This is a genomic window from Chloroflexus islandicus (genome assembly GCF_001650695.1).
Lineage (GTDB): Bacteria > Chloroflexota > Chloroflexia > Chloroflexales > Chloroflexaceae > Chloroflexus > Chloroflexus islandicus.
In genome coordinates this window covers 26526-50981 of the sequence record NZ_LWQS01000021.1, presented here as the reverse complement: position 1 = coordinate 50981, position 24456 = coordinate 26526, and the positions used below count along the sequence as shown (strand labels likewise).

The 24456-nt window shown below is 61.5% G+C and carries 15 protein-coding genes; 4 read left to right on the top strand and 11 right to left on the bottom strand.

The features are described 5' to 3' along the window. Window positions 1-151 precede the first annotated feature (151 nt). From A6A03_RS00705 to A6A03_RS00690, 4 genes are all read right to left on the bottom strand, one after another. On the bottom strand, window positions 152-2656 hold the full coding sequence (locus A6A03_RS00705) for a hypothetical protein (RefSeq protein ID WP_172812266.1): 2505 nt from the start codon (window positions 2654-2656) through the stop codon (window positions 152-154). 520 nt (window positions 2657-3176) lie between these two features. Beyond that, window positions 3177-5195 carry a glycosyltransferase family 39 protein gene (locus A6A03_RS00700; RefSeq protein WP_066782599.1) on the bottom strand — a complete coding sequence of 673 codons (2019 nt, stop codon included), beginning with the start codon at window positions 5193-5195 and terminating at the stop codon, window positions 3177-3179. Then, on the bottom strand, window positions 5195-6436 hold the full coding sequence (locus A6A03_RS00695; protein WP_066782598.1) for a glycosyltransferase: 1242 nt from the start codon (window positions 6434-6436) through the stop codon (window positions 5195-5197). Before A6A03_RS00695 ends, A6A03_RS00700 begins: the two co-directional genes overlap by 1 nt. Before the next feature lie 16 nt (window positions 6437-6452). Continuing rightward, the gene (locus tag A6A03_RS00690) at window positions 6453-9284 is read right to left on the bottom strand and encodes a glycosyltransferase family 39 protein (RefSeq protein WP_066782596.1); all 2832 of its coding nucleotides are present in this window, start codon (window positions 9282-9284) and stop codon (window positions 6453-6455) included. A 349-nt stretch (window positions 9285-9633) separates the two neighbouring features. Here A6A03_RS00690 and A6A03_RS00685 point away from each other — a divergent pair, with 349 nt between their 5' ends. Further along, on the top strand, window positions 9634-10677 hold the full coding sequence (locus A6A03_RS00685; RefSeq protein WP_066782594.1) for a hypothetical protein: 1044 nt from the start codon (window positions 9634-9636) through the stop codon (window positions 10675-10677). 939 nt (window positions 10678-11616) lie between these two features. After that, window positions 11617-12318 carry a metallophosphoesterase gene (locus A6A03_RS00680; protein WP_066782592.1) on the top strand — a complete coding sequence of 234 codons (702 nt, stop codon included), beginning with the start codon at window positions 11617-11619 and terminating at the stop codon, window positions 12316-12318. Between the two features lie 50 nt (window positions 12319-12368). Here A6A03_RS00680 and A6A03_RS00675 read toward each other — a convergent pair whose 3' ends face one another. The 3 genes from A6A03_RS00675 to A6A03_RS00665 all read right to left on the bottom strand — a co-directional run bounded on the left by A6A03_RS00675 (window position 12369) and on the right by A6A03_RS00665 (window position 17644). After that, window positions 12369-12659 (bottom strand): PspC domain-containing protein, encoded by a 291-nt coding sequence (locus tag A6A03_RS00675; RefSeq protein ID WP_066782590.1) that lies wholly within the window; start codon window positions 12657-12659, stop codon window positions 12369-12371. Window positions 12660-12837: 178 nt separating this feature from the next. Then, a complete protein-coding gene (locus A6A03_RS00670; RefSeq protein WP_245668743.1) occupies window positions 12838-16989 on the bottom strand; it encodes an alpha-amylase family glycosyl hydrolase in 4152 nt (1383 codons plus the stop codon). 334 nt (window positions 16990-17323) lie between these two features. After that, window positions 17324-17644: a Rieske (2Fe-2S) protein gene (locus A6A03_RS00665; protein ID WP_066782588.1), complete on the bottom strand. Its 321-nt coding sequence runs from the start codon at window positions 17642-17644 to the stop codon at window positions 17324-17326. A 117-nt stretch (window positions 17645-17761) separates the two neighbouring features. On the opposite strand from A6A03_RS00665, the gene A6A03_RS00660 reads away from it, so the two are divergent. Beyond that, window positions 17762-19399: a GAF domain-containing sensor histidine kinase gene (locus A6A03_RS00660; RefSeq protein WP_066782586.1), complete on the top strand. Its 1638-nt coding sequence runs from the start codon at window positions 17762-17764 to the stop codon at window positions 19397-19399. A gap of 77 nt (window positions 19400-19476) precedes the next feature. On the opposite strand, the gene sucD is transcribed toward A6A03_RS00660, so the two are convergent. Together sucD and deoC are read right to left on the bottom strand one after the other, a co-directional pair. Continuing rightward, window positions 19477-20367, bottom strand: coding sequence for a succinate--CoA ligase subunit alpha (sucD, locus tag A6A03_RS00655; RefSeq protein ID WP_066782584.1), 891 nt, complete (start codon window positions 20365-20367; stop codon window positions 19477-19479). A 91-nt stretch (window positions 20368-20458) separates the two neighbouring features. Beyond that, window positions 20459-21250: a deoxyribose-phosphate aldolase gene (deoC, locus tag A6A03_RS00650; RefSeq protein ID WP_066782582.1), complete on the bottom strand. Its 792-nt coding sequence runs from the start codon at window positions 21248-21250 to the stop codon at window positions 20459-20461. A gap of 121 nt (window positions 21251-21371) precedes the next feature. Between deoC and A6A03_RS00645 the strand changes: the two genes are divergently transcribed. Beyond that, window positions 21372-22262 carry a sugar kinase gene (locus tag A6A03_RS00645; RefSeq protein ID WP_066782579.1) on the top strand — a complete coding sequence of 297 codons (891 nt, stop codon included), beginning with the start codon at window positions 21372-21374 and terminating at the stop codon, window positions 22260-22262. On the opposite strand, the gene A6A03_RS00640 is transcribed toward A6A03_RS00645, so the two are convergent. Both A6A03_RS00640 and aroF read right to left on the bottom strand, forming a co-directional pair. Continuing rightward, complete coding sequence (locus A6A03_RS00640; protein WP_066782577.1) at window positions 22259-23383, bottom strand: FtsW/RodA/SpoVE family cell cycle protein; 1125 nt, start codon at window positions 23381-23383, stop codon at window positions 22259-22261. The two genes, A6A03_RS00645 and A6A03_RS00640, sit on opposite strands and share 4 nt — an antisense overlap. 19 nt (window positions 23384-23402) lie before the next feature. Continuing rightward, on the bottom strand, window positions 23403-24437 hold the full coding sequence (aroF, locus tag A6A03_RS00635) for a 3-deoxy-7-phosphoheptulonate synthase (protein WP_066782576.1): 1035 nt from the start codon (window positions 24435-24437) through the stop codon (window positions 23403-23405). Between the last annotated feature and the right edge of the window lie 19 nt (window positions 24438-24456).

Here is a 24456-nt window from a genome sequence, read left to right as displayed (position 1 = left end):
TGCGAGCCGCCGCAGGCGGCGAAGCAATCCCCCACGAGCGCGGGAGCGGAGCCTTCCCGCCGAAGGGGGAGATTGCTTCGGTCGTACGGCAACCACCTGCGTTGGCCGCCGCCGCTCCCTCGCAATGACAAGAAGGAACCCACCGCCCCCCTCACCGCACCTCAGCCCAATCGAGCTGGAAGGCCAGAATCCGCACCTGCCCGACCTGCGGCCCCTGCCGGCGCACCAGATCGAGCGCATCGGGCACAAAGCCGGGACTAGTCAGCGTGATCACATAATCGGCCCCCGCCGGCAAGGCCGGCAACGGCACGCAGTCCTCACGCAACGAGCGGTCAGGCGTCAACGTCCCCAGCACCGTCTCGCCCAGCGCCACTTGCACAGTTGGCGACGGCAGATCGGGCGGCCAGTTGGCCGCCGCCCGCACACAGAACTGGCGCGGTTGGCCGGTCGCCGCCGCCGGGAAGCGCAAGCGGGCCGTCTCGCTCGCCCACCGCACTGTCGCACCTAACGCCGGATCAAACTCGCCGAGATAGAAGCCGTCAATATAGCCGAGATCGTTATCATCGGCCAGATCGATCCGGTCACCGGGCAGGCGCGGCGGGTGCAGCCAGCGCCACGCCCACGCCGTCGGATTCCAGTCATCAACCAGCGTCAAGCCCAACCACTGGCGCGCACCGGCCAGATCACCCATCTGGCGCAACAACTCGCCGCGCACCACTGCCGTCTGCCACGGGTAGAGCGGCTGTCCTTGCGCTAACAATTCCAACCCCTGCGCCGGCTGGCCGCGCCGCGCCGCCAACAACGGCTCGGCCACCGCCCGCGCATACGCCGGCAACGCCGGATCGGCCAGCGCCTGCGCCCACGCCGCCAGATCATCGCGTTCGACCGCCGCTTCCAAGCGCGCCGCCGCCTCATACTGCGGACGGCTCTGCCATGCGATCTGGGCCGCCGCTAGCGCCGACGGGTAGGGGCCAAAGTACGATGCCCAACGGGAGGGCGCGCCCGGCGCCAGCGGTTCGAGGTAGGCATACGGCGTAGCGGCGATCAGCCACAAAACGATGGCTAACAGCGCGTAGAGCCGCGTTTGCCAGCTCGCCAGCCGCAGCCGCCAACGCGGCAGCGCCGCCAGCGCGAACATCGCCAAGACGAAGAGGAACGGCAGCAGTGGAGTGCGAAAGCGGTTGATCGCAAACAACAGCGGCGCGGCAGCGATATTGTAGAGCAGCCATAGCCCGATCAAGCCAAGCAATGCGCCGTTCGCAGGCTGGCGCCGCAACGCCGCCCAACCCAATACCGCCAGCGGCAATGTGACGATGTAGAGCGTGTCGTCGAGCAGCAGCAGCGCCAGCGTATACCAGCGCGGCAACCGGCCCAACGCAAACCCTTCGGCCAGCCGTTCGGCGCCGCTGTAGTTGATTTGAAATAGATCAACCAGTTCAATCAGCGTCTTCTCGACGAACGCCCATGGCTTGGCCCAGATCAAGCACCACCCTTCGGCGCTGAGCAAGCGTTGCCGCTCGGCCTGCGTGATCGCCGTCACCGGCTTCGCCAGCGCGGCGCTGAGGCGTGGATCACCGGTTTGGGCGAGACACGAACCGGCAGCCAGCGCCGCGCGCGCGCCATCATCGAGGGTGGGATCAAGCAGGGCTAGCGTGAAGTTGCGCGTCGGCGCATCACTACGCCCGCCGTCGTAAGCGGTGCGCCCACCCAGCGCTAGATTGTACGCGCCAGTGGTATCGATCACGATCAAGCCGCCGTAGGTGCGCGAAGCGTAGATCGCCCACGGCCCGATCAACGCGCCAGCGGCCAGCAAGGGTAAGAGCGCCGCAACCAACCGCTCGCGCCAACCACCGCTCGCCCGCCAGCCGATCCAGAGCGCGACCAGCGGCAAGAAACCGAGCAGCAAGCCACGGGTGAGCGTCGCCAGACCGAGCAATAGCCCGCCGAGCAGCACATTCCGCCGCCGCTGCGGATCGGCCAAGAGCAAGAACGCCGCCAGCAGCAGCGTGATAAACAGCGTCTCGCTGAGCAAAAACTGTGGATACATCGCCAACGGCAGCGCCACCGCACTCAGCAGCGCCGCGCCGCCAGCAATCAGCGGCGAACCTCCCAGCCGCCGTTGAGGTGCGGACAAAACATGTGGTCGATCACAAGCGTTGATCGCGGCGCAATGCCTCAAAGCTCGGTGCTGCCCCCCTCTCCCGCGATAGTGGGAGAGGGGCTGGGGGTGAGGGTCATCAGCCCGCGGAGCGGGCTTCGTAACCATAGCCCGGCCCTTCAGGGCCGGGTTCCGGGTAAAATGTTCTGTCCGCCTCTCAACCAGCCGCCGGGTGAGGGCATAGACCAATCCCACATTCAGCAGGCTGAGCAACGTCTGGCTGGCGAAGATCACGGCCAGATTCCGCCCGAACAGCGCAACATGCGCCGCCAGAAACAGCGGATAGAGTGGCGCCCGCGTCCAGAGATAGCCAGTATGCCACGCAAAGCCGCGCCCATGGGCCAGCCAATCGGCGGCAGCCAAATACTCGGCTTCGTCAGAAATCAAACTGAGCCGCGGCAGATGGCCCCACAGCGCCATCCGCAGCGCCGTGCCGATCAAGATGGCCAGCAGCAGCGGCCAATGTTGAGAATAGCGATTGTTATGCAATGAACGCACAATAACGAATGATCCAAGACGGTTTTACCGTTGATAAGAATGGCGTTTGCCGCTTTTGCGGCCCCTCCCCCTCCTGTATTGAGGGGCGGACAGAACGTTTGATCGAGTACAACTATCGATCGCTGTGCGATGCCGTAAAGCCCCGTGCTATGCTCCTCATCACCCCTCCCCCAACGGGATTCAAGGGCGGATAGAAATTTGGTCGAGTACAACCGTTGATCGCTGTGCGATGCCTCAACGTCCGGCTCTACCCTCCCCTCTCCCGCGCCAGTGGGAGAGGGGCTGGGGGTGAGGGCGAAACGACTCATCGCAACGCCATCAATCGCACCTGCGCTCATGATTCTGTCCACCCCTCCCCCAGCGGGGGAGGGGCAAGGGGTGGAGGCATCAGCCCGCGCAGCGGGCTTCGTAACCCTAGCCCGGCCCTTCAGGGCCGGGTTCCAGACAAATGTCCTCCCCCTTGCCCCCTCCTGTACGGGCACAGCGCTGCTCTGCCCTCAGCGCTGCTCTGCCCCTCCCCCTATCGTATGGGCAGAGCCCCGCTCTGCCCATCCCCAACAATCTCAATCGTCGCCAACCACAACCTTCCAGCGCTCATCGCCCCCTCACCGCGCACCGGCAACCGCCCCTCCGGCGACGGGTCAGATGGCCGGTACCAGCCGATCAGCAGCCGGTACTCCCCCGGCGGCAAATCGCGCGGCACATGCACCGCCCGGTCATCGCGGGCCGGCTTGCCCGGCAGCCACGTGCTGGTCGGAAGATAGCCGGCTAACGGTTGGCCATCATCACCGGCTACCGGCGGCTGGTCGCAGTCGCGGCAAAGATGAATAAAGAGGCTGTAGTCTTCGGGCAATGGCTGGCGCACATCCCAAAACAGGCTGAGCGGAATATTGCCCCCGGCGCGATACACTCCCGGCCCAGCGGGAGTCGTCGCTTTGAGCGTGTACCCCAGCAACTGTAGATCGTCGCCGAACGTCGCTGTCGCCAGCGTTACCGGCTCTACCAGCTCACCGGTAATGTACGCTTCTGGCGCTTCTTGGCAGAAGAGATGCACCCCTTGGAAGCGCCAAATGCCGCACGGCCACGTGCGCTGTTCGCGGCTAAAGGCCCAAAAATTGCCGACCAAACCATACTCGTCGCCGGGCAACGGTGGATCAACGGTACGGGCATGGTCAGGCGCAATCAGCAGCAAGCTGCGCGTATAGCCGGCCAGCGCCACCCGCCGCTCGGCATCCCACTCGCGCTGGCTATAGTTGTTCTCACCCGTCCAGAAATTGGCAAAGGTGATCGGCTCCGGCGCCGGGTCGGCGCTCAGCCGCGCCATGTAGTAGGCGTAGAGCGGGCGCAAGTAGCCGGGATGGATCACCACCGCATCGTCGGGATGCACCCGCCGGGCCAGTTCGGCGATAGCTTCGCGGTACTGTTCTTTGACTGGATCGCCTGAAAAAAGACCAAAGCGCGGTTGGAAGAGCGACAAACCGCTGGTGATCAGCGCACCGGCGAGGGCAAGAGCGCCCAACCCCCGCCATAACCCAACACCCGGCCCAGCGTTGCGCGGCGCTGCCCCCATCGCCAACACCACTACCCACACCGGAAAGATGATCATCAGATAGCGCGCTTCGTAGAGGCGGGTAAAGAACAGTTGCAACCCGAAGAGCGCCAGCGGCACGCCGCCCATGATCCCGATCACCAGCGCCGTCGAGCGCGGCGCGGCGCGCACGTTGTTCAGTCCCAGCCCTACCAGCAACAGCCACGGCCCAAGCCACCACCATGGCAGATCACCCGGCCAGCGGTCGAGGCTAAATCGGGTAAAGGTCAACCACAGCGCCCGCAGCGGATCCGCCGCAATCGACGCCCCGCTAGCGGCGCGGTCGCTGCCAATGCCAGCGGCCATGGCCGCAATCATGCCCACGCCAACCAGCAGCAAGCCAGCCGCGATCGGCCATGCGTAGCGGCGCGGACGGCTAAACAGCCATATCAGCGCCGCGCTCAGCGCCAGCAACGCTGTCAGCCGGTGGATGAAGAAGGCAACGATCGCCAGCCCGATCAGCCATCCCCAATCCGCCGGTCGATCGCGCTGCGCGGCGCGCAACGCCAGCCAGAGCAGCGCCGCGCTGGCGAGCAACACCAGCGCATAGACCTTAGCTTCTTGCGCATACCAGAGGGCAAACGGCGATAGCAAACCGATCAGCGCCGCCGCTGCCGTAGCGATCGTTCGTTGCGGTTCAGCGGGTGCGGCTGCCCGCGCCGCCAACGCCAGCAATGGCACACTGAGCGCACCGGCCAGCGCCGAGGGCAACCGCAACATCCACTCGCTCGCGCCGGCCAGCCCGATCCACCCCTTCAGTAGCAAATGGTAGAGCGGATAGGCCGCATTGGGCAGCGCCAGATCAAGCGCCAGCACCGGCCATGGCTGCATCGCCATCGCCCAACTGTTGCCCTCATCGAGCCAGAGGCTCTGCGCATCGAGCCGGTAGAGACGCAGGCCCAGCGCGGCGAGACCAATCACCACCCAGAACGCAACCCAACGGCGGTTCATCACCCTCCCTCACCGCGCAGCGCGGCAGCAAAGGCAGCTTCGTAACGCGCCGCGGTCTTCTCCCACGTCAATTCGGTGACAATCCGCCGGCGAGCCGCTTCCCCCAACCGCACGGCCAGCGCCCGGTCGGCGATCAAGCGGCCAATCGCCGCCGCCAGCGCCCCCACATCGCGCTCCGGCACGATCAACCCATGCACGCCATCGTCGATCACATCCGGCACGCCGGCCACTCGCGCCGCCACAATCGGACGCGCCGCGCCCATCGCTTCCAGCAACACGTTGGGCAGACCGTCAACGCCATCGCGCACGATCGGCAGCGCAAACACATCCGCCGCCGCCATCGCCATCGCGGTGCGTTCACGGTCAAGCTGGCCAGTAAACAAAACCGCCGGCGCGATGCCTAACCGCGCTGCCTGCGCTTCCAGTGCCGGACGCAGATCGCCGTAGCCGACAATCACCAACCGCGCATTGGGATGCATGCGCAACACTGCTGGCCACGCATCAAGCAAGACGCTAAACCCTTTTTTGGCCACCAGCCGGCCCAAACCTAACACCAGCGGCGCATCAGCCGGAATGCCCCATTCAGCCCGAAACTGCTGCGCTGCCGCCGGATCAGGCCGGAACTGGGCCGGATTGACCCCGTAGGGGATTACAAAGGTGCGGGCCGGATTAGCACCCAAGCGCACGCCTCGCATACTCAGATCGGCGCTGCACGCCGTTACCGCTGCCGCGCGCCGGAAGACAAGGCCGGCTAACGTTCCCATGAATCGCTGCGTCTCGGCCAGATAGATATCACTGCCGTGCAAGCTAACCACCAGCGGCAGCCGCGCTGCTAACGCCGCCAACGCCGCCGGCGGGCCATTGGGCAACACCCAGTGCGCTTGCACCAAATCGAACGGGCGTCCAGCGGCGCGCGCTTGTTGCAATTCGCGCTGCAACGCCAGCCACGAGGCCGGCAACGCAAATGGCGCCGCCAGCCATGCCCGCTCGCGCACCTGCGTGTCGCTCTGCAACGACTGCGCATAGCCCCAGATATTCAACGCCGGATGGGGCGCATAGCGAAAAAAACGCAGCTCGATCCCACGTTCGCGGGGTTGGCGGCGCAGGTCGGGGTGCCACGGCGCGACCAGCGTCACGTGGTGGCCACGCGCAGCGATGCCCGCCGCAATCTCTTCGATGAAGGGTGCGGTCGTCTCGCGAGGATATTTAGGCAATGACGAGGCCAGCATTAAGATGCGCATGGCAAAACGTATTCCATCATGTATCGGGAATGCGATAGATAAAGGCGCGAAAATCCGGCGTTGGGCTGGCATACAGCAACTCAAAGCCGTCGATCACCATGCCGGGTTGGTTAGAGTGATCCATCAGCGGTGCCAACAACCGGCCCGCGTCGCCTTTCACTCGCATCTGATTCTCTAACACCAGATATTTCGCCCCGTAATAATGGGCAATCTCTAGTAACAGCGCGCGATCATCAGTGTTCGGAATCATCACTGCTGGCCGTTCAGTGTGCCAATTCACCTGCCACGGCAAGCGGGTCATAATCACCGTGTCCGGCGGCGTGTTAGCCTGTAGCCATTCATAAGCCGCCAAATCCTGCTGCCAAATGCGCGGCTCGTTGCGCACTTTGTCTTCGATGTCGGCTTGCGAGCCCGCCACAATCGTCACGATCGCCGCCACCGCCAACACCAACCCCAGCGGCGCCCAGCGCCGGTCGCCGATCGCGGCTAGCTTATCATAACCGGCCCAAATCATCCATGCCGCCAACAGCGCCAACCACGGGATGATCATCACCCAATACCGTTCTTCGTTGGTGCGCCAGTAGGTGAGCATGAAGATGATATACGGCGTGTAGGCAAACACCATGAGACTCAGCCAGCGCCGCCGGTACGCTGCCGCAGCTAAGACGCCAGCCAGCGCCAGCCATGCCCCTAGCGGGGTGAGAATGTTTTTGCGCGCGTCATGGCTAAATAGCGCCGCCAGCGGTTCGGGGGCTCCCGGCCACGCCGGCATAAGATAGGCGCGCAACTCGCGCACCTGCGTCTCGAATTTGGTCTGGGTCGCGTCAAACCCCCAGCGCATGATCCAACTGCGATCAGGTAAACCCGGCCCGCCCCACTCTGGCGTAAAGACACGGTAGATTTCCGACCACGCATCGCCGCTGACACCGCGGTAGTCGAGCACCCATGCATCGTAGCTTTCGGTGCTGTAGACCGGTTTGCCGAATAGGATCATGTTGCGGGCGAGGTACGGTGAAAGGATAAGCAGCGCCACCGCCGACCAGACCACCACCGGCGCTAACCCTTCGCGCAGCCGTTGCCAGCGTTGCGGCCAATCGAGCGCCGTGCGCAGCTCGTTGGCGATCAGCGACAGTTGCCAGAGACCCATGCCGAGCGCGAACATCGCTCCGCTCGGCTTTTGCAGCATCATCAACCCGGTGCAGACGGCTGAAATCAGCAGCCAGCGCCACCGCCGCGCCGGATCAGTCTGGCTGCGCAGCAAGGCCGCAATCGCGGCCATATTGAACACGACAAAACCCAGATCGTTGGTGACGTAGATCGATAGCCGGAAGAAGAGGTAGTTGGTCAGCACAAGGATGACCGCCGTCACCCCGACCCGCCGATCCCAGAGCCAGCTCCCGACCGCGTAAATGAGTCCCGCCAAGATGATATCAAAGATAAAATTGGGTATCTTCGCCGCCCACGCCGTCGGGCCGAACAGAGCAAAAAAGGGGGCAATCCAGACCGGCTGCAACAGCGGCCACGTCTCTTGCGGGCGGGTGAGGCTCTCGTAGCGGTAGTAAAACTGGCTGATGTAATCAACCACCCATCCGCGCCCGCGCACGAGATTGCGCGCGACGATCGCATTATCGCTGTAATCGGCGTGGCCCACGTAGGGTAACGTTGCGGCGACGACCGCTTCAAAACCCAGCCAGATCAGCGCAAACGTTCCGAGCACAATCCACGCGCCGCGCCGCGCCGCAAACCAATCGACGATCGCATCGCTCAGGCGTGGCAACCCGGCCCGGCCATAGTTCAACCCCAACGCCGCCAACGCTGTCCCTAGTAAAGCCAGCAAGAGCGAATCGGGGAAGGTCTGCCAGAACAGCCGCACCCCAGCCGCTGCCGCCCAATTGATAGCGTGCAACAGCACATACCCAAAACAGAGCAACGCTACCGCGACCAACCCATAACCGAGCGCGCGGCCTTGGCTATAGCGCCGCACCAGCATCTGGATCAGCGCCAGCAACGGTTGGCGATAGGCGATCACCAGCAACACCAGCAAGCCGGTCATCGCCACACTCAAGATCGCCGCCATCCAAATCCGGGCTATCGCCAAACCAATCGCCGCCGCACCGATCCCCACCGCCGTGCCGCCGTACACCAGCGCCGGACTTAACCGCAACCGCGCCAACAAGATATAGAGCAGCACCGCATTCCAACCGAGCAAGGCCACTGCCGGCCATGCCGGCGGCAAGAGCGGCGCTGGTTCGCTCGCTGGTTCGATCCGCACCTCAGCCAGCCGCACCCCCTTTTGGCGCGGATCGCGGCTATCGGCTAGCGTCGCCGAGGTTTGCAGCGTGATCGTCAGATCGCCGTGCTGGTGGGCAATCCCCGGCACGGCAAAGGAATATTCGGCCCATACACTGGTTGGGGTAAACTCGCCGACGACCGAATTGTCGATCGCGACCGTCACCACCGGTTGCGCGCCGGCCTCTGCCGGCCAACCTTGCGCCACCAACGTCACTTGCAACGGCGAGCCAGCGCCAACATTCGGCAGCACCACCACGGCCCGCTCGCGCGTCCACCGCGAGCGCGTCGTCGGCGAATCAGGCGTCAGTTCATCGGCAAACAACTCGCCGCGCCGCACCGGTTCAGCGCCCAACCCCGGACTAACCCCCACAAAGAGCCGGTCACCGGGCCAGCCGATCGCCACCCGTCCTTGCGGCGGCGCTTGATACGCCATCGCCCCGGCCAGCAAGGCCAGCGCCAAGATCAACAACAACGCGCGCACCGTGGCCCGGACAGCCGTCCCAGTCGCGGTGACGCGCACATACTCGGCTCTGGTTGAACGATCGCTAACAGCCATGACACTCCTACCCGTGCGGCCCAATGCCGACGGCCATTATACCGCCAATCGGGCTGAACTGCGGCTTATAGCGGGCTGATAATTGCTTCAGACGCGATACCGTAGTTTTTGGCTTATGGAATGCGGCAGTGCCACCGCCGCACCTGAACAGGAACATGTTCTTACCGCGTTGATAGAGCGAGCTGATAATCGCTTGCGGCGCGACGCTGTCGCTTTTGGTCTATGGAGTGCAGCAGTTGCACTGCCACACCTGAATAGGAATATTTTGTTAACGCGTTGATATGGCAATACGACTAAAGAAACGCTGTTGCGAGTGCTACAATAGAAACTACTTGCACAGGAGGCGGTTATGAGCGACCAAAACACCTCTTCATCCTCCGCCAGTACCGTCACGTTAGACACAACCGAGCGAAAGCATCTGAGCCACATCGCCCATCTTGCCGCCTATCGGGCGTTGCAACGTTGCGCTGCTACAGCGGTCGAACAGATTGCAAACACTGTTCCAGTGCAACGCCCGGTCGTGTTCGTTGATCGACTTATTGACGAGCGTGATGCATTGTTGGTGGAATATGCTCGCGCTCGGCTCATGGCGTGGCAACGGAAATCAGTTTCTGACCAGCGCGGAATGGAGCGGTCACAAGACGGATTACCAATGAAGGTTGATGCTACTAAACAAACACTGGAATTGGCACCGATAAAAACTACTCTCGATAGTGTAGAAGAAATCATTAATGCACTGGCTAATGTCACAAATAGCCTCGCGAAGCTTACCGCCCTCTTTCGCAGTGAATTCACCCTTTTCCCGGTGACAACTGCTATTGACAGCAACACCTTGCGCGCTGCATTGGCCTTTGCTTTTGTGCAGCGCAAATGGCAGACGTCATCGTTTCCGCTGCCGGATCCGAAAGCAGAAGATGGGCATCATCCAACCCTATTCCATCTGATCAAAACGATCGCTGGCAATCTCGCCGATACCCCGCCGGCTTCGTCCCAACAATTCCTCGAAATGCTCAAAGCATGCGATTCTGAGCTGCAACAGATATTTACGCCTCCACCAATAGTCACCACTACCTCGGACGGCGCCACTCCAGCTCAGACCAATACCACGTCCGAATCATTATTAGCACGCGCACTCTTGGTTGAACGCCTGCGCCGCGCTGACCAGCATTACCAGCTTGCTGCGCGAATAACGCAAGTAGGCAGCGATATGATGATCCGGAAACATCTTTTCTCGGCTGATCGCTTGACCTTCATCGGCGGTTGTACAATTGAATATGTGCTAGCGAAGCCAAATGGCGAAATTGTCGCCGCAAATCTGGTGCAGAGTTCCGAACAAATTACGCTGAAGTTAGGCATGAGTAAGAGTAAAATCAACTGCGAGACACTATCATAAACAAAGCACTAAGAGAGTCTACAAACAGTGTTACTTCCCTAAGAAACAAGCGCACTCTCCAGTCTGCACGGCGCACTCTGCCAGCATAGCCCGGCCCTTCACGCCGGAGCAGGGATAGCCGCAAAAAGTACCCGCCCCCACCTGTCATTGCGAGCCGCCGCAGGCGGCGACGCACTCCCCCGCGAGCGCGGGTGCAAGCCGCTCAGGGGTCTGTTCCGCGAAAGCGGGAGATTGCTTCGGGCGCTGCGCGCCCTCGCAATGACATCGGGTGAGCGCAACACCCGCCCCCGTGTCATTGCGCGCCACGCGGTAGGGGCAGCGCATCGCGCTGCTCGTGCGCGGTGACGCACTCCTCCGCGAGTACGGGAGCAACCCGCTCAGGCATTTTCTCCGCCAAAGCGGGAGATTGCTTTGGTCAGGCGGCATCCAGCTTCGCTGGACGCCGTCCTTCCCTCGCAATGACAGCGGGTAAGCGCCCCTCTTGTTGTCATTGCGAGCCGCCGCAGGCGGCGAAGCAATCCCCCGCGAGCACGGCATGCATTCCCCTCAACGTCCTTTCCGTCCCCCCGTGTCATTGCGCACCACCGCACTCCCCGCGAGTACGAGTGCAACCCGCACCGGGGTCTGTTTCCGCTGAAGCGGGAGATTGCTTCGGGCGCTGCGCGCCCTCGCAATGACATCGGGTGAACGCACTACCCACTCCCCATTGTCATTGCGAGCCATGCGGTCGGGGCAGCGCGATGCGCTGCCCGCGCGCGGCGAAGCAATCCTCCGCGAGCACGGGATACCATCACTCATCGATCAATCCGTGCCGAGCCGGAGCATGGATAGCCACAAAAACCCACAAAAGGTGCAAACATCGTTTTGTGACTTTTGCGTCGCTTCGTGGCTATTCTTGCCAGTTGCATTGCGCCGCCATGCCTGTTATTATCAGACGCTATGATCTGGACAATTTCTGACCTCCATCTTTCGTTCGCTCGTCCCAAGCCGATGGACATCTTCGGTCCCGGTTGGAAAGATCATCCCGATCGCATTGCCGAGGCATGGCGCGACCGGGTAGCACCCGGCGATTGGGTGTTAATCGCCGGCGATATTTCGTGGGCAATGAAATTGCAAGACGCGCTGCTCGATTTGCAGTGGATCGATGCCTTGCCCGGCACGAAGGTGCTGATTCGCGGCAATCACGACTATTGGTGCCCGCGCAGCGTCAATTCCATCCGCCGCCACTTGCCGCCGAGCTTGCGCCTGATTGGCGCCGATGCGCTCGATATCGGCGAGGCAGTGGTTTGCGGTACCCGCGGCTGGATCACACCGGAAACTCCCGGCTTTGCTGAGAAGGATCTGCCGATTTACCAGCGCGAGCTGGGGTTGCTCGATCGGGCGCTGAAAGCGGGCCGTGCCTTAGCAGTCGGCAAACCATTGATTGTGATGATCCACTTCCCGCCGTTCGTCAATCGCCAGCCGACCGAGTTTGCCCGTATGATCGCCGCCAGCGACGCCACCGCGTGCATCTACGGCCATCTCCACCGCCGGTACGACTGGGATAACGCCGTGCAGGGGCGGGTTGATGGGGTGTATTATCAATTGACCGCCTGCGACTATTTGGGGTTTGGGCCGGTGGCCGTGCGGGGATTAACGTAAAGACGCACGGCCGTGCGTCTCAGAGACAAACAGCCGTGCGTCTGTCCATGTCACCGGCGGAATAGATCCCGAATATCGCCGATGATCCGCTCGACTATGGCCCGCATCTCACTCACCGCCACATCGAGGTTGTTGTCAGTTGGCGCGGCATCCTCATTTGGCATTAGCAGCCACAACACGATATAGAGCACCACGCCGATCCCGTTGAAAAAGCTCACCACCACGAAACCAAGCCGCACAAAGATCGGATCGATCCCGAAATAGTTGGCTAATCCGCCGGCAACACCAGCCACCATCCGGCCCGTGCGCGCGCGCAACAGACGTTGGGTTTGCGTGTTCATATCTCCTCCTCACACACCACACATATCCCTGTGTATCTGACGATGGCCGTCGCGTGCCGGTTGCGTTTTATCAGACACGATGATGCCGCCGCAAGTGTTCTTTCAGATGCAATATCCCCCTTCTCCCATTTGTGGGAGAAGGGGGAACAGGGTTGTTACACCTGCGCTGGCGTGACGATCAATTCCCGCACGGCGTCACGTTGCGCCAGTTGAGCACCGTGTCGTTGACGGTCTGCACGCCGCTCGCGCCGTAGGTCAGCGTCAATTGGCGGTTGGCCAGCTCTTCGCAAGCCGCCCCTTTCTCAACGTAATCCCACGAGCCAAGTGTGTACTTGTACTCAAGCTGCGTGCCTTCGCGCCCAGTAAAGGTGATCGTCCATTGGGTCGGGCTGACCTGCGTCATCACCACCCCACCCGGATTCCACTGCGGCAACCCGCCGTCGAGCCGGTCGAGGAAGCCGGCAATGTAGACGCTGCGCCCCACTGCACTGGCGACCGGCGTTGGTACGGTGACGTTCATCACCAACGTGACGGTGCGCAGTTCAGCGGTAGCCGTCACCGGCGCGCTGAAGGCCGAGCGATTGAACGATTCGTCGAGCGCGCGCACGGCGTAGCTGTAGGTCGCCCCTTGCGCCACGGCAGTATCGGTGAAGGTGGTGGCCGTGGTGCGCGCTACGATGATCACGTTGCCATTGCTGTCGGTGCGGCGCACTTCGTAGGCATAGGCGTCACCCACTGCGTTCCAACTCAGCACGATCCCCGCCGGCGAGGCGCTTAGCACTTGCAGACCGGTTGGCGTGGCCGGCGGCGTGGTGTCGCCGCTCGATAGCACGTTCAGCACACCCGGCTGCGCCGGCAACCCGCTGAACGGCCCGCTGAGATCAGCGTAGAGCCAGTCGCGCCCGCCAGTGGTGCTGTAGCGGAAGACGTAGTTGAATACGCCTACTGTTTCAGGTTGCAAGCGGGCACGGAACTCGTCGTTGTTGCCCGCATCAACGTTGAAGGTCGCTTCGACCCATATCCAACCCGCACCACGCGGATCGCTGCCCTGCGGCCCGTAACCCACTTGCGCCCGCAGGCCGGGGGTAGCGCCGGGTTGGTTGGTGACGCCGTTGATCCAAACCTGCCCGTAGATGTCAGGCGTGAAGGCTATCGCCGAGATGGTGTGATTGATGCTCGGCGGCCATTGCAGGTTGGCCCAGCCGATCCGGTAGTGCGGCAGCGCGCTGACCTCAGCCGAGGCCGGCCCTTCGTTGCCTACCGCGTCGAGCGCGCGCACCACGTAGTAGTAGGTGCGCCCGTTCTGCACCGTAGTGTCGGTGAAGCTAAGGCCAGTCACTGGCGTGGCGTTGACCTTCACCCAACCGCCGCCGCTCACCGGACTGCGGTAGACATTGTAGGCCTGCGGCCCGCCGCTCGGTCGCTGCCAGCTCAGGCTCACCGCACCATCGCCTTCATCGGTCACGCGCAAGGTGCGCGGCGCTCCCGGCGGGGTCAGATCGGCCCCCGGATCGGTGATCAACACCGTGCCGCTGAGCGGGGCCAGTGTGATCTGTACGCCGCCGTTGATCACCCGCACGGTCACATCTCGCGGATTGCCCACCGTGAACAACGCGCAGAGTTCAACCCCATTGGGCAAGAAGCCACTCACCGGCACCGTCACCGTCTGCGCGCTTGCGCTGCGGTTGACCAGCACAATCGCCGCTTCATTGCGATACTTCCGCCCATAGGCCGCCACTCCCGCCGCGTCATCGGCCAGCAACGGCGTGAAGTCGCCCCTGACTAACGACGGGTAGCGGTTACGCAGCTCGCTCAGGCCAGCGTAATGGGTGAACAGATTGGCATCGGGCGAACCACCCACATCGGACCACGGATAGGTGCGGCGATCGTCGGGATCGTCGTCGCCGGTAACACCCACCTCATCGCCGTAGTAGACGGTCGGCGCGCCGGGCATGGTGAACTGGATCAGCGAAGCCAGTTGCACCCGTCGCTTGCCTTCGGCTACGTTGGCGGCATTAAACTCCTTGTCGGCCCGCGTCTCTTGGCCGGGAGTCAGCGTCCACAAGATGCGCTCGGTGTCGTGGCTGCCCAGCAAGTTCATCAGCGTATAGTAGGCAGCATCGGGGTAATCCTCGCGGATCGAGGCGAGCCGGCTGAGGAATTCCGACGGACTAATCACCCGGCCGCTATCGCCAAACCCCTTGCTGTCGAACGTACCGCCGGGCAAGAGCAAGCCAATCACCGCGTCGCGCAGGCGATAATTCATCGCCGTATCAGCCGTCTGCCCGCGCAGATGGCGCAGGAGCGTCGAATCCTTCTGCCACAGCTCGCCGACAATCAGCGCATCGCTCTTTGTCTGGCGCACCACCGAGCGGAAGGTTTCCCAGTAACCGGCGGGGAAGCTAGCGTCACCCATCACATCGAGCCGCCACCCCGCCGCGCCGCGCCGCAGCCAGAAGCGGGTCACACTGTTGGGGCCGGTGAGGAAATACTCTTGCACCGCTGGGTTCGACTTATTGATTTCGGGGATCGAATCAAACCCGAACCAACCCACATAATCGGCGCCAGTGCAAGGCACATTAGTGGTGCGGAAGTTGAACCAGTCGCGGTAGGGTGAAGCGAGCGACTCACACGCGCCGAGGGTCGGATAGTGGCTATAGCGATCGAAGAGCGGGCTATCCGACGACATGTGGTTAAAGACATTATCGAGCACAACACGGATACCACGCCGGCGCGCTTCTTGCACCAGATGGGTAAAGGTGCCATTGTTGCCAAGGTACGGGTCAATCCGGTAGTAGTCGCGGGTGTCATAGCGATGGTTAGAACCGGCGGCAAAGATCGGGTTGAAGTAGATCGTAGTAATACCCAGTTGCTTGAGGTAATCGAGCTGCTCGATCACACCCTCAAGATCGCCGCCGTAATAATCACGCCCACGCGGCCCTTCGATCACCGGACTCCACGCCGGTGGCGTCGAATCAAACCGCCACGGGCAGTTGGTGGCGGCATCAGCGTAGTGGCGGCAGAAACCTTCCGGCAACTCACCCCAACCGAGCGTGATCACCGGATCGTCGTAGCGAATATCGCCGTCTTTCGGATCGTTGCGCGGATTACCGTTGCGGAACCGGTCAGGGAAGATTTGGTAGATCACTGCCGACTTCGCCCAATTCGGCGACGTGAAGGCCGGGTCGTAGAACATCAGCGCATAGCTGAAATCAACCACATCATCGGTCATACGACCGGCGCCGCCATCGAGCGCAGCAGTATTATCAGCGTAGTAATCGGTATCGTTGCCATCGGTGACGATAAACCGATACCAGAGATTATTCGGACTGCTCTCAACCAGCGTCACTGCCCAAAAATCACAGGTGCGCGGACCATAATCGCCGTAACAATCGGTATTGGCAGCGACAACGCTCATTGGCACAAACCGTTGCGCACCGCCATTGACATCGTACACCCGCAACGTCACTGCGGTGACATCATTATGGAACGTGCGCAACCGGATCGTCACCGGCGTACCGGCAGGCACCGCGCCCCCCGGCGTGCGGTAGAGCGGATCGCGCGAATTGTGGTAGACGCCGTCCCACTCGACGTTATTGTCGGGTTGGGGCAGTGCGCTGCGCACCTCAACCCCCACAAACGTCGTGGTGGTGTTAAAGCTAAACGTCACCGTCGCCGGGCCGGCCACGGTAAAGGGCACATTATTGCCGAACGCGCCATAGTTGGGGTTCGCCCAGCTCTCGTTGGTAGCAATCTTAAACTCATAATTGCCGGGAGGGATGGCATCAGTGGTAAAGGTAAAGATACCATCGCCATCGACATCACTCATGAAGGTGCGCAGACATTCCGGCTGCCAATCGCCGCTGCACCCGATCTCGCTGTTGAAGTTGCCGGGCACGGTGTAGATCGTATTGCGCGCGCTATCGGCGATATAGTGCGTCTTGTGGTCATAGTAAAACCGCACGCTTTGCGCGCTGGTTAGCGTAACCGGAATGTTAGGGCCGTTGAGCTGGAAATTCGCGCCGTAGTTCTCGGCCCAACTGCCCATCGCAATCTTGTACTCGTAGCTGCCGGGCGGGATAGGAGCCGAAACAAAGAGATAGACCCCATTCCCCTGATGAGCAAAAGCTGAAGCGGGACAAGCCGGATCCCAATCGCCGCAAGCATTGGCGGTCGCTTCCGATTGCAAATTACCAGCCAGATTGACCGAAGCGGGGAGAGGGGAGTGATCAGCCAGCGCAGCGGGCGGTGCCGGCACGCTGATAGCGCCGATCAGCAACCCGATCGCAAGGATCAGATGCGTCAGGCGGAGAAACGAACGCGGTCTCACAAAGCGCTCCTTTGCACTCATTGTGCCCCTAACACAGCGGCATCGCGTCGCGCATGCCGAGCAGTAGCGTCATTGCTGTGACCGCACATGGGTACAACGGAACTGGGAAGAGCGCGGTTTAGTTTTTGTTTTGCAACGAAAAGTTGTTAACGAAATAGATGCGTGTGCATCTATTATAAGAGACGGGCGTCGCCTTGTCAAGACCGCCCTTTGTGGTAGAGAGCGACCAAGCGATGCAGTTTTTATCTGGCTGCAAAAAGTACGATATTTTGTAGTATTTTACTCAAGATTAAAGATCGATTACAATATTGGTGTATCATACGTAGGGTGCTCATTACACCTCCGGCCAATCAATGATGATGAAGATCTCGTCGTCGATCACCTCGACCGGATAGGTAGCGATCCGCAAACCTACCGGTGGCACGATGCTCTTGCCAGTACGCACATCGTAGGTCCAGCCATGCCACGGACAAGTGACCGTGTGTTCGATCAACACCCCTGCCGAGAGCGGCCCGCCCTCGTGCCGGCAGCTATCACTAAAAGCGTAGATCGTGCCAGCAACATTCGCTAACCCAATCGGCAAGCCATCAATCTCGACATAGCGCATCTGGCCGGGCGGCAATTCACTGCGATGACAGATTTTGAACCGTTCCATAACCGTTATTCCATTGACAGCCCTATCATCGATCCATTACAGTACAGGCAATATACAATGATAAACGTCCTTACCCTATTGCGTTTAACGCCTGTTGCCACAGATCGAGGTGATCGTATGCCGCCGCTCGCGATTAATCAGCGCCAACTGGAAACGCTTAGCCAATTGCTTATTGCCGGCGGCCACCACGAAGTGGCCGATCTCTTACAGGCATCGCTTGAGCGTTTGATCGCTTTCTGGCCGGCCCAAGCCGGTGCGCTGCTCTACATCTCTCCCTACGGCGAAACCACCAAAGTTACCCGCGGCCAGCTCGACGCCGAGACGCTGTTGTTGATCGAGCAAGCTCGCGACGGATTCACCCGCCGCGATGATAGCGGCGAACCAATTGTCGGTTCGTATTCGATTGACGACAGCCGCGATCTAATCGAGTTGCCGTTGCAAAGCGGCGGCCAAGGAGTTGGCCTGCTCCATCTGGTCGTGAGCCGCGCCAACCAGCAATCGAGCAGCACGCCGCCGCTTGATGAAGAGCTGCTCGTGCTCTTGGTGCGCGCCATTGGCGGTGAAGCCGATAAGCTCGCGATGCTGCGCCGCGCCGAGCGTGATCTGCGCGAACTCCACTTGCTCTACGAAATCGGCCAGTCGCTGGCAGTCAATCTCGACCTCACCAGCCTGCTCAATGATATCAAATTGCGCGCGCCGAAGGTGGTTGGCGCCGAACGCTGCTCGATCTTTATCCTTGACGAAGATACCCACGAGCTGGTGTTAGAAATTCCCGGCGAGCAGCGCCAGTACCGGATGCCGGCCGACCGCGGCATTGCTGGCTGGGTTGTTACCCACGGCGTCGGCCAGATCGTTAACGATGTCGAGCACGATCCGCGTTGGTACGATGCGATCAGCCGCGAGGCCGATTTTGTCACCCGTTCGATCGTCTGTGTGCCGATGCGGGTGAAGGATCGGGTCATCGGCGCGATGCAGTTGCTCAATAAAGCCAATGGCCAGCCATTCACCGAGCAAGATATGCAATTGCTGACGACGCTGGCGGCGCAGGCGGCGATCGCGATCGAGAATGCCCGCCTCTATCAACGCCTGAAGGAAGAGCGCGACCGGCTGTTGCAGAAAGAGGCCGAGGTGCGCTCAGCTATTGCCCGTGATCTGCACGATGGCCCTACACAGAGCGTTGCCGCCATCGCGATGAATATCGAGTTTATCAAGCGCCTGTTCAAGGCAATGCCCGAACGGGTGCCCGCCGAACTTGATACGCTGGCCGAACTCGTGCAGAAGACGACGCATGATATCCGCACCCTGCTCTTCGAGTTGCGCCCGCTTGGCCTTGAGACGCAGGGATTGCTGGTCACGCTGCAACAATACGTTGAGCGCTGGCGCGATCCCTCTGGCCATGACACCAAGCTGCGTCTTGAAGCGCCATCACAAGTGCCGCGCTTGCCGCCCGAAATCGAAGCCGCTGCCTTTATCATCATCCAAGAGGCGGTCAACAATGCCCGCAAGCACGCCCAGAGCGACCTGATCACGATTTACCTCTACGTCGAGGAAGATCACTTTGTCGCGAGTGTGCGCGACCGCGGTCGCGGGTTTAATGTCGTCGCCGTTGAGAGCGGTTATGCCAACCGCGGCAGCCTTGGCTTGCTCAATATGAAAGAACGGGCGCGCCTGATTGGGGCCGATCTGCGCATCCGCAGCGAAATCGGGCAGGGGACGACGGTTGAACTGCGGATTCCGTTGAATCAATCACGGTGATCGAGCGGGGTGGGTTTGAGGCCTGCTCCTCTGGTACAGTAAGGGCGGGTTTGAAACCCGCCCTTATCTGTGCCTTATCACAACGCCGCGCGGGCGGCCAACGCCTCTTTCACCAGTCCGGCAATGTCGGTCGGCATGCGGGCCACCCGTACCCCCACGCTCTCTAGCGCAGCGATCTTTTCTTGCGCGGTGCCTTCGCCGCCGCTGATGATTGCGCCGGCGTGCCCCATGCGCTTGCCGGGAGGCGCCGTCTGGCCAGCAATGAAGCCAACCACCGGCTTGGTCACGTGCGCTTTGATATACGCCGCCGCTTCTTGCTCGGCAGTGCCGCCGATTTCACCAATCAACACAATCGCTTCCGTCTGCGGATCAGCCTCAAACATCGCCAGCACGTCAATGAAGTTGGTGCCGATAATCGGGTCGCCGCCGATACCGACGATCGTGCTCTGGCCGATGCCAATCCGGGTGAGGGCATCCACCGCTTCGTAGGTCAACGTGCCTGACTTGCTCACAATCCCCACTGGGCCGGGCATCGCAATATTGCCGGGAATAATGCCGACTTTGGCCGCTCCCGGCGTCAGCAGGCCGGGACAATTCGGCCCGATCAGTCGCACGCCGCACTCTTGCACAAAGGCGTAGGTGCTAACCATATCAAGCGCCGGGATGCCTTCGGTAATGCACACGATCAAGGGAATGCCGGCAGCCGCCGACTCACGGATGGCATCAGGCGCAAATGGCGCCGGCACATAAATCACCGCTGTGTTCGCGCCCGTTGCTGCCACCGCTTCCGAAACGGTATTAAACACCGGCACCCGCCCATCGATCGCTGTCTGGCCGCCACGCCCCGGCACCACCCCAGCCACGACATTCGTGCCATAATCGAGCATCTGGCGGGTATGAAACTCGCCTTCTTTCCCAGTAATGCCCTGCACCAACAATCGGGTATTGGCATCGATCAGGATGCTCACGCGCGCCTCCTTGTGCTTTTGCGTATCTCACTCTCGTGTCGAGCTAATATTGTTTATCTGCGATCCCGTTTCTCTGTTCCCTACCCCCAGCTTAATACCCATCACTACTTGGCCGCTCCGGCGCGGCGCCTTCCGCTTCTTGCACGATCGCCACCCCCGCCGAGGTGCCAATGCGGGTTGCGCCGGCAGCGATCAGCTCTTGCGCCGCCACCAACGACCGCACGCCGCCCGATGCCTTGACCCCGATCGCCGGCCCAACCGCCGCGCGCATCAGGGCAATATCGGCCACCGTCGCTCCTCCCGGCCCGAACCCAGTGCTGGTCTTGACGAAATCGGCGCCGGCCCGCACGGCCAGCAGACACGCCATCACCTTTTCCACATCGGTGAGCAAGCCGGTTTCAAGGATGACTTTCACCAGCACGCCACTAGCATGAGCAGCATCGGTCACGGCCCGGATATCGTCAGCAACGGCATGGTACTCGCGCCCACGCAGCGCGCCCACCGCTAGCACCATATCGACTTCGCGCGCGCCGTGCCCAATGGCCTGCACCGTCTCAAACACTTTGACCTTCGTGGTTGTTGCGCCGAGGGGAAAGCCAATCACCGTACAAACCCGCACCGGCGACCCGGCCAGCGCGCGCGCGCATCGCTCGACGTAGCGTGGATTCACGCAAACGCTGGCGAAGCGATAACGTTCGGCTTCGTTGCACAGTCGATCAATCTGATCAGACGTCGCTTCGGGTTTCAACAGCGTGTGATCAATGTAGCTTGCAATCGGCGTATCTGAAGCAGGCGGCGACGGCGGGTTCGGCAGTTGCATCCCGGTCGGCAACCCGACCAACGCTTCCATCTGCGCGCGCACCTGCGCAATCAGGTCTTCCACGACAACGCTCCTCTTGACGGCTGGCGCACTGATCCGGCATCATTCACCTTGCTATTGTAGCACAGGCAAGCAAATGATTCGCTGAATGGCAATGATAGGCAACCCTGCCTTAGGAGTTGATATGCCGCAATTTGATGTGATTGGAGTCGGGATCGCCAGTTGGGATATGATTGGCGTAGCAGCCACACCACCGGTCTTAGGCCAGAAACAACCCCTCGCCGGTCGCACCGAGATGGGAGGCGGCCCGGTGGCGACGGCACTGGCCACGCTGGCCCGGCTGGGGGCCAAGGTGGCACTGGTGAGCGCCGTCGGCAACGATCACTACGGCGACGCGATTCGGGCCGAACTCGCTCATTTCGGCATCAATACCGCGTTCATCGCCACTCGCCCCGGTTCATCACACGTGTCGTTCGTACTGGCCGAGCCGGGCAGCGATCGCCGCACGGTCTGGTGGTACAACGAACCAGCCGTCTTTGCCGACCTTGTCTTCCCCCCAGAACTCGCCTCCCAAACCCGCGCCTTGCTGATTGACAGCCACTTGCCAGCGGCATTATCCGCCGCGCAACAGGTGCGCGCTGCCGGCGGGCGCATTATGATTGACGCCGAACGGGTGAAACCGGCGGTGATGGAATTGCTGCCGCTCTGCGATGATATCGTCGTGTCGGCCAATTTTGCCCGCGCTGTAACCGGCCTCTCTGATCTGGACGCCGCCACGCAGGCTTTGCACGACCGTTACCGGCGCCTGATTGTCGTCACTGCCGGCGAAGCGGGGAGTTGGGCCTGCGACGGCGGTGACGTGATCTACACCCCGGCCTTTCCTACCCAACCGGTCGACACGACCGGCTGCGGCGATGTCTTTCATGGCGCATTGCTCTTCGCCCTCTTGCGCGACGATCCGCTACCGGGTGCCCTGCGCTTCGCCAGCGCCGCCGCTGCGCTCAAAACCCGCGGCCTTGGCGGGCGGAGCGCATTGCCAACGTTGGCCGATATTGAGGCGTTATTAGCGTCTTAGAAGGCGATTTGCCGGTGGCGCAACTGCACGCTTTGCAGCAACCCAATCCCGGCGAGGGTCATGACCATAAAGCTGCCGCCAGCCGACACAAACGGCAACGGTAAACCCGTGACCGGCAACAAACTCATGTTCATGCCAAGATTGATCACTGTATGGCTGAAGAGCATGCCAAAAATGCCAAGCGCAATCATCCGGCCAAATTGATCGCGCGCCTTGCCGGCCACGGTTAACGTTTGCCAGAGCAAGATGGCTAAGAAGATGATCAAAACGAGCCCGCCAATGAAGCCTAATTCTTCACCCACCACCGCAAAGATGAAGTCGGTATGCTGCACCGGCACATAATTGCCCTGACTGAACAGGCCGCGGGTCAACCCGGCGCCGGTGAGACCGCCGGAGCTAATCGCATTGAGCGATTGGATCACGTTATACGCCGCGTTGAAATCAACCGCCGCCGGGTTGGTCAGCAGGTAATAAAAGGTGCTGAGGCGCACTTGCTGGTAGGTGTCGAGCACGTAGTGCCACGCCACCCAGCCGAGCGGCACCGCCATAACGAATAAGAGCATGAGTTGGCTAGGCCGCATCCCGGCGCCCCACGCCATGACCAGCCAGATGCTGGCCATGACCAGCGCCGTGCCGAGGTCAGGCTGGACAAAGACCAACGCCATTGGCACTGCGGCAATCAACAAACTGCCCAATTGCGCCAGCCAACTCCCGCCGCGATCGGCGTAGCGTTGCCAATACGCTGCCAGCGCCAATATCAACACCAATTTGCTCAATTCCGAGGGCTGGAAGGTGCGCTCGCCGATCGCAATCCAACTGCGCGCTCCCTCGCTCACCCGGCCAATGACCAATACCGCGGCGAGCAAGAGCACCATCCCAATGTAGAGCGGGCGTGCCAGACTGGAGAGCAGGCGATAGTCGAATAACATCATCATGACCATCACCACCAGCCCGACCGTAATGTAGATGAGTTGACGATCAAAGACCGGGCGCAGCGGCAAACCATTGCCTGCGACCGCGTTGAGCGTGGCGCTGTGTAAGGCCATCCCGCCGATGACGAGCAAGACCGCCACACTGCCGATAATAGCCCAATCAAGATCACGCCAACGCCGTGTCTCCACCGTTTACCTCCACGCAACGTCAGCGGTATACGCTGCTGAGCAGCGGACGTTCGATCGCCGCGGCAATGCGCGCCAGTTGGCGCATCATGCCGGCAAAACTGTCCGGCACCAATGATTGCGTGCCATCACACACTGCATAGGCCGGATTGTCATGCACTTCGACGATCAAGCCGTCGGCGCCGGCGGCCAACGCCGCGCGCGCCATTGGAATGACCAAGTCGGCCCGGCCACTGGCATGCGACGGATCGACAATCACCGGCAAGTGCGAGAGCTGTTTGATCAGCGGCACCGCACCCAAATCCAGCGTGAAGCGCAGACTATCATCAAACGTGCGAATCCCGCGCTCGCACAGCACGACATTGGGGTTGCCTTCGGCCAGAATGTACTCTGCCGCCAGCAACAGATCTTTCACCGTAGCGGCAAAACCGCGCTTGAGCAGCACCGGTCGTTGTGTGCGCCCCACGGCCCGCAACAGCGAGTAGTTTTGCATATTGCGCGCGCCGATCTGCAACATATCGGCGTATTCGAGCACGAGCGGCAACGTCTCGGTGTCCATGACTTCGGTCACGACCGGCAGACCGGTCAAGGCGCGCGCCTCAGCCAATATCTGCAAACCGGCTTCGCCCAAACCGTGAAACGAATACGGCGATGTGCGCGGCTTGTACGCGCCGCCACGCAAGATCACCGCTCCGGCGGCCCGCACCGCCTGCGCCACGTTGAAGGTCTGTTCCCGGCTCTCGACCGTGCATGGGCCGGCGATGATGGCGATTCCTTGCCCACCAATCGGGACGCCGCCAACCTCAACGATCGTATCCAGCTCTTTGAATTCGCGGCTCACCCGCTTGTACGGCGCAGTGACCCGGATCAACTGGCTCACGCCGGGAAGGCGCTGTAACCGGCCAGCTTGTTCAATCGGCCCTTGGTTGCCGGTAATTCCAATTGCGGTGCGGGTCGGGCCGGGCATCGGGTGAGGCGTGAATCCCATCGCCCGGATTTCGGCGCAGACTGCTTCGATCTGCTCCGCCGTGGCATGCGCTTCCATCACGACTAGCATAGACAAGGTGGCGGCTGGC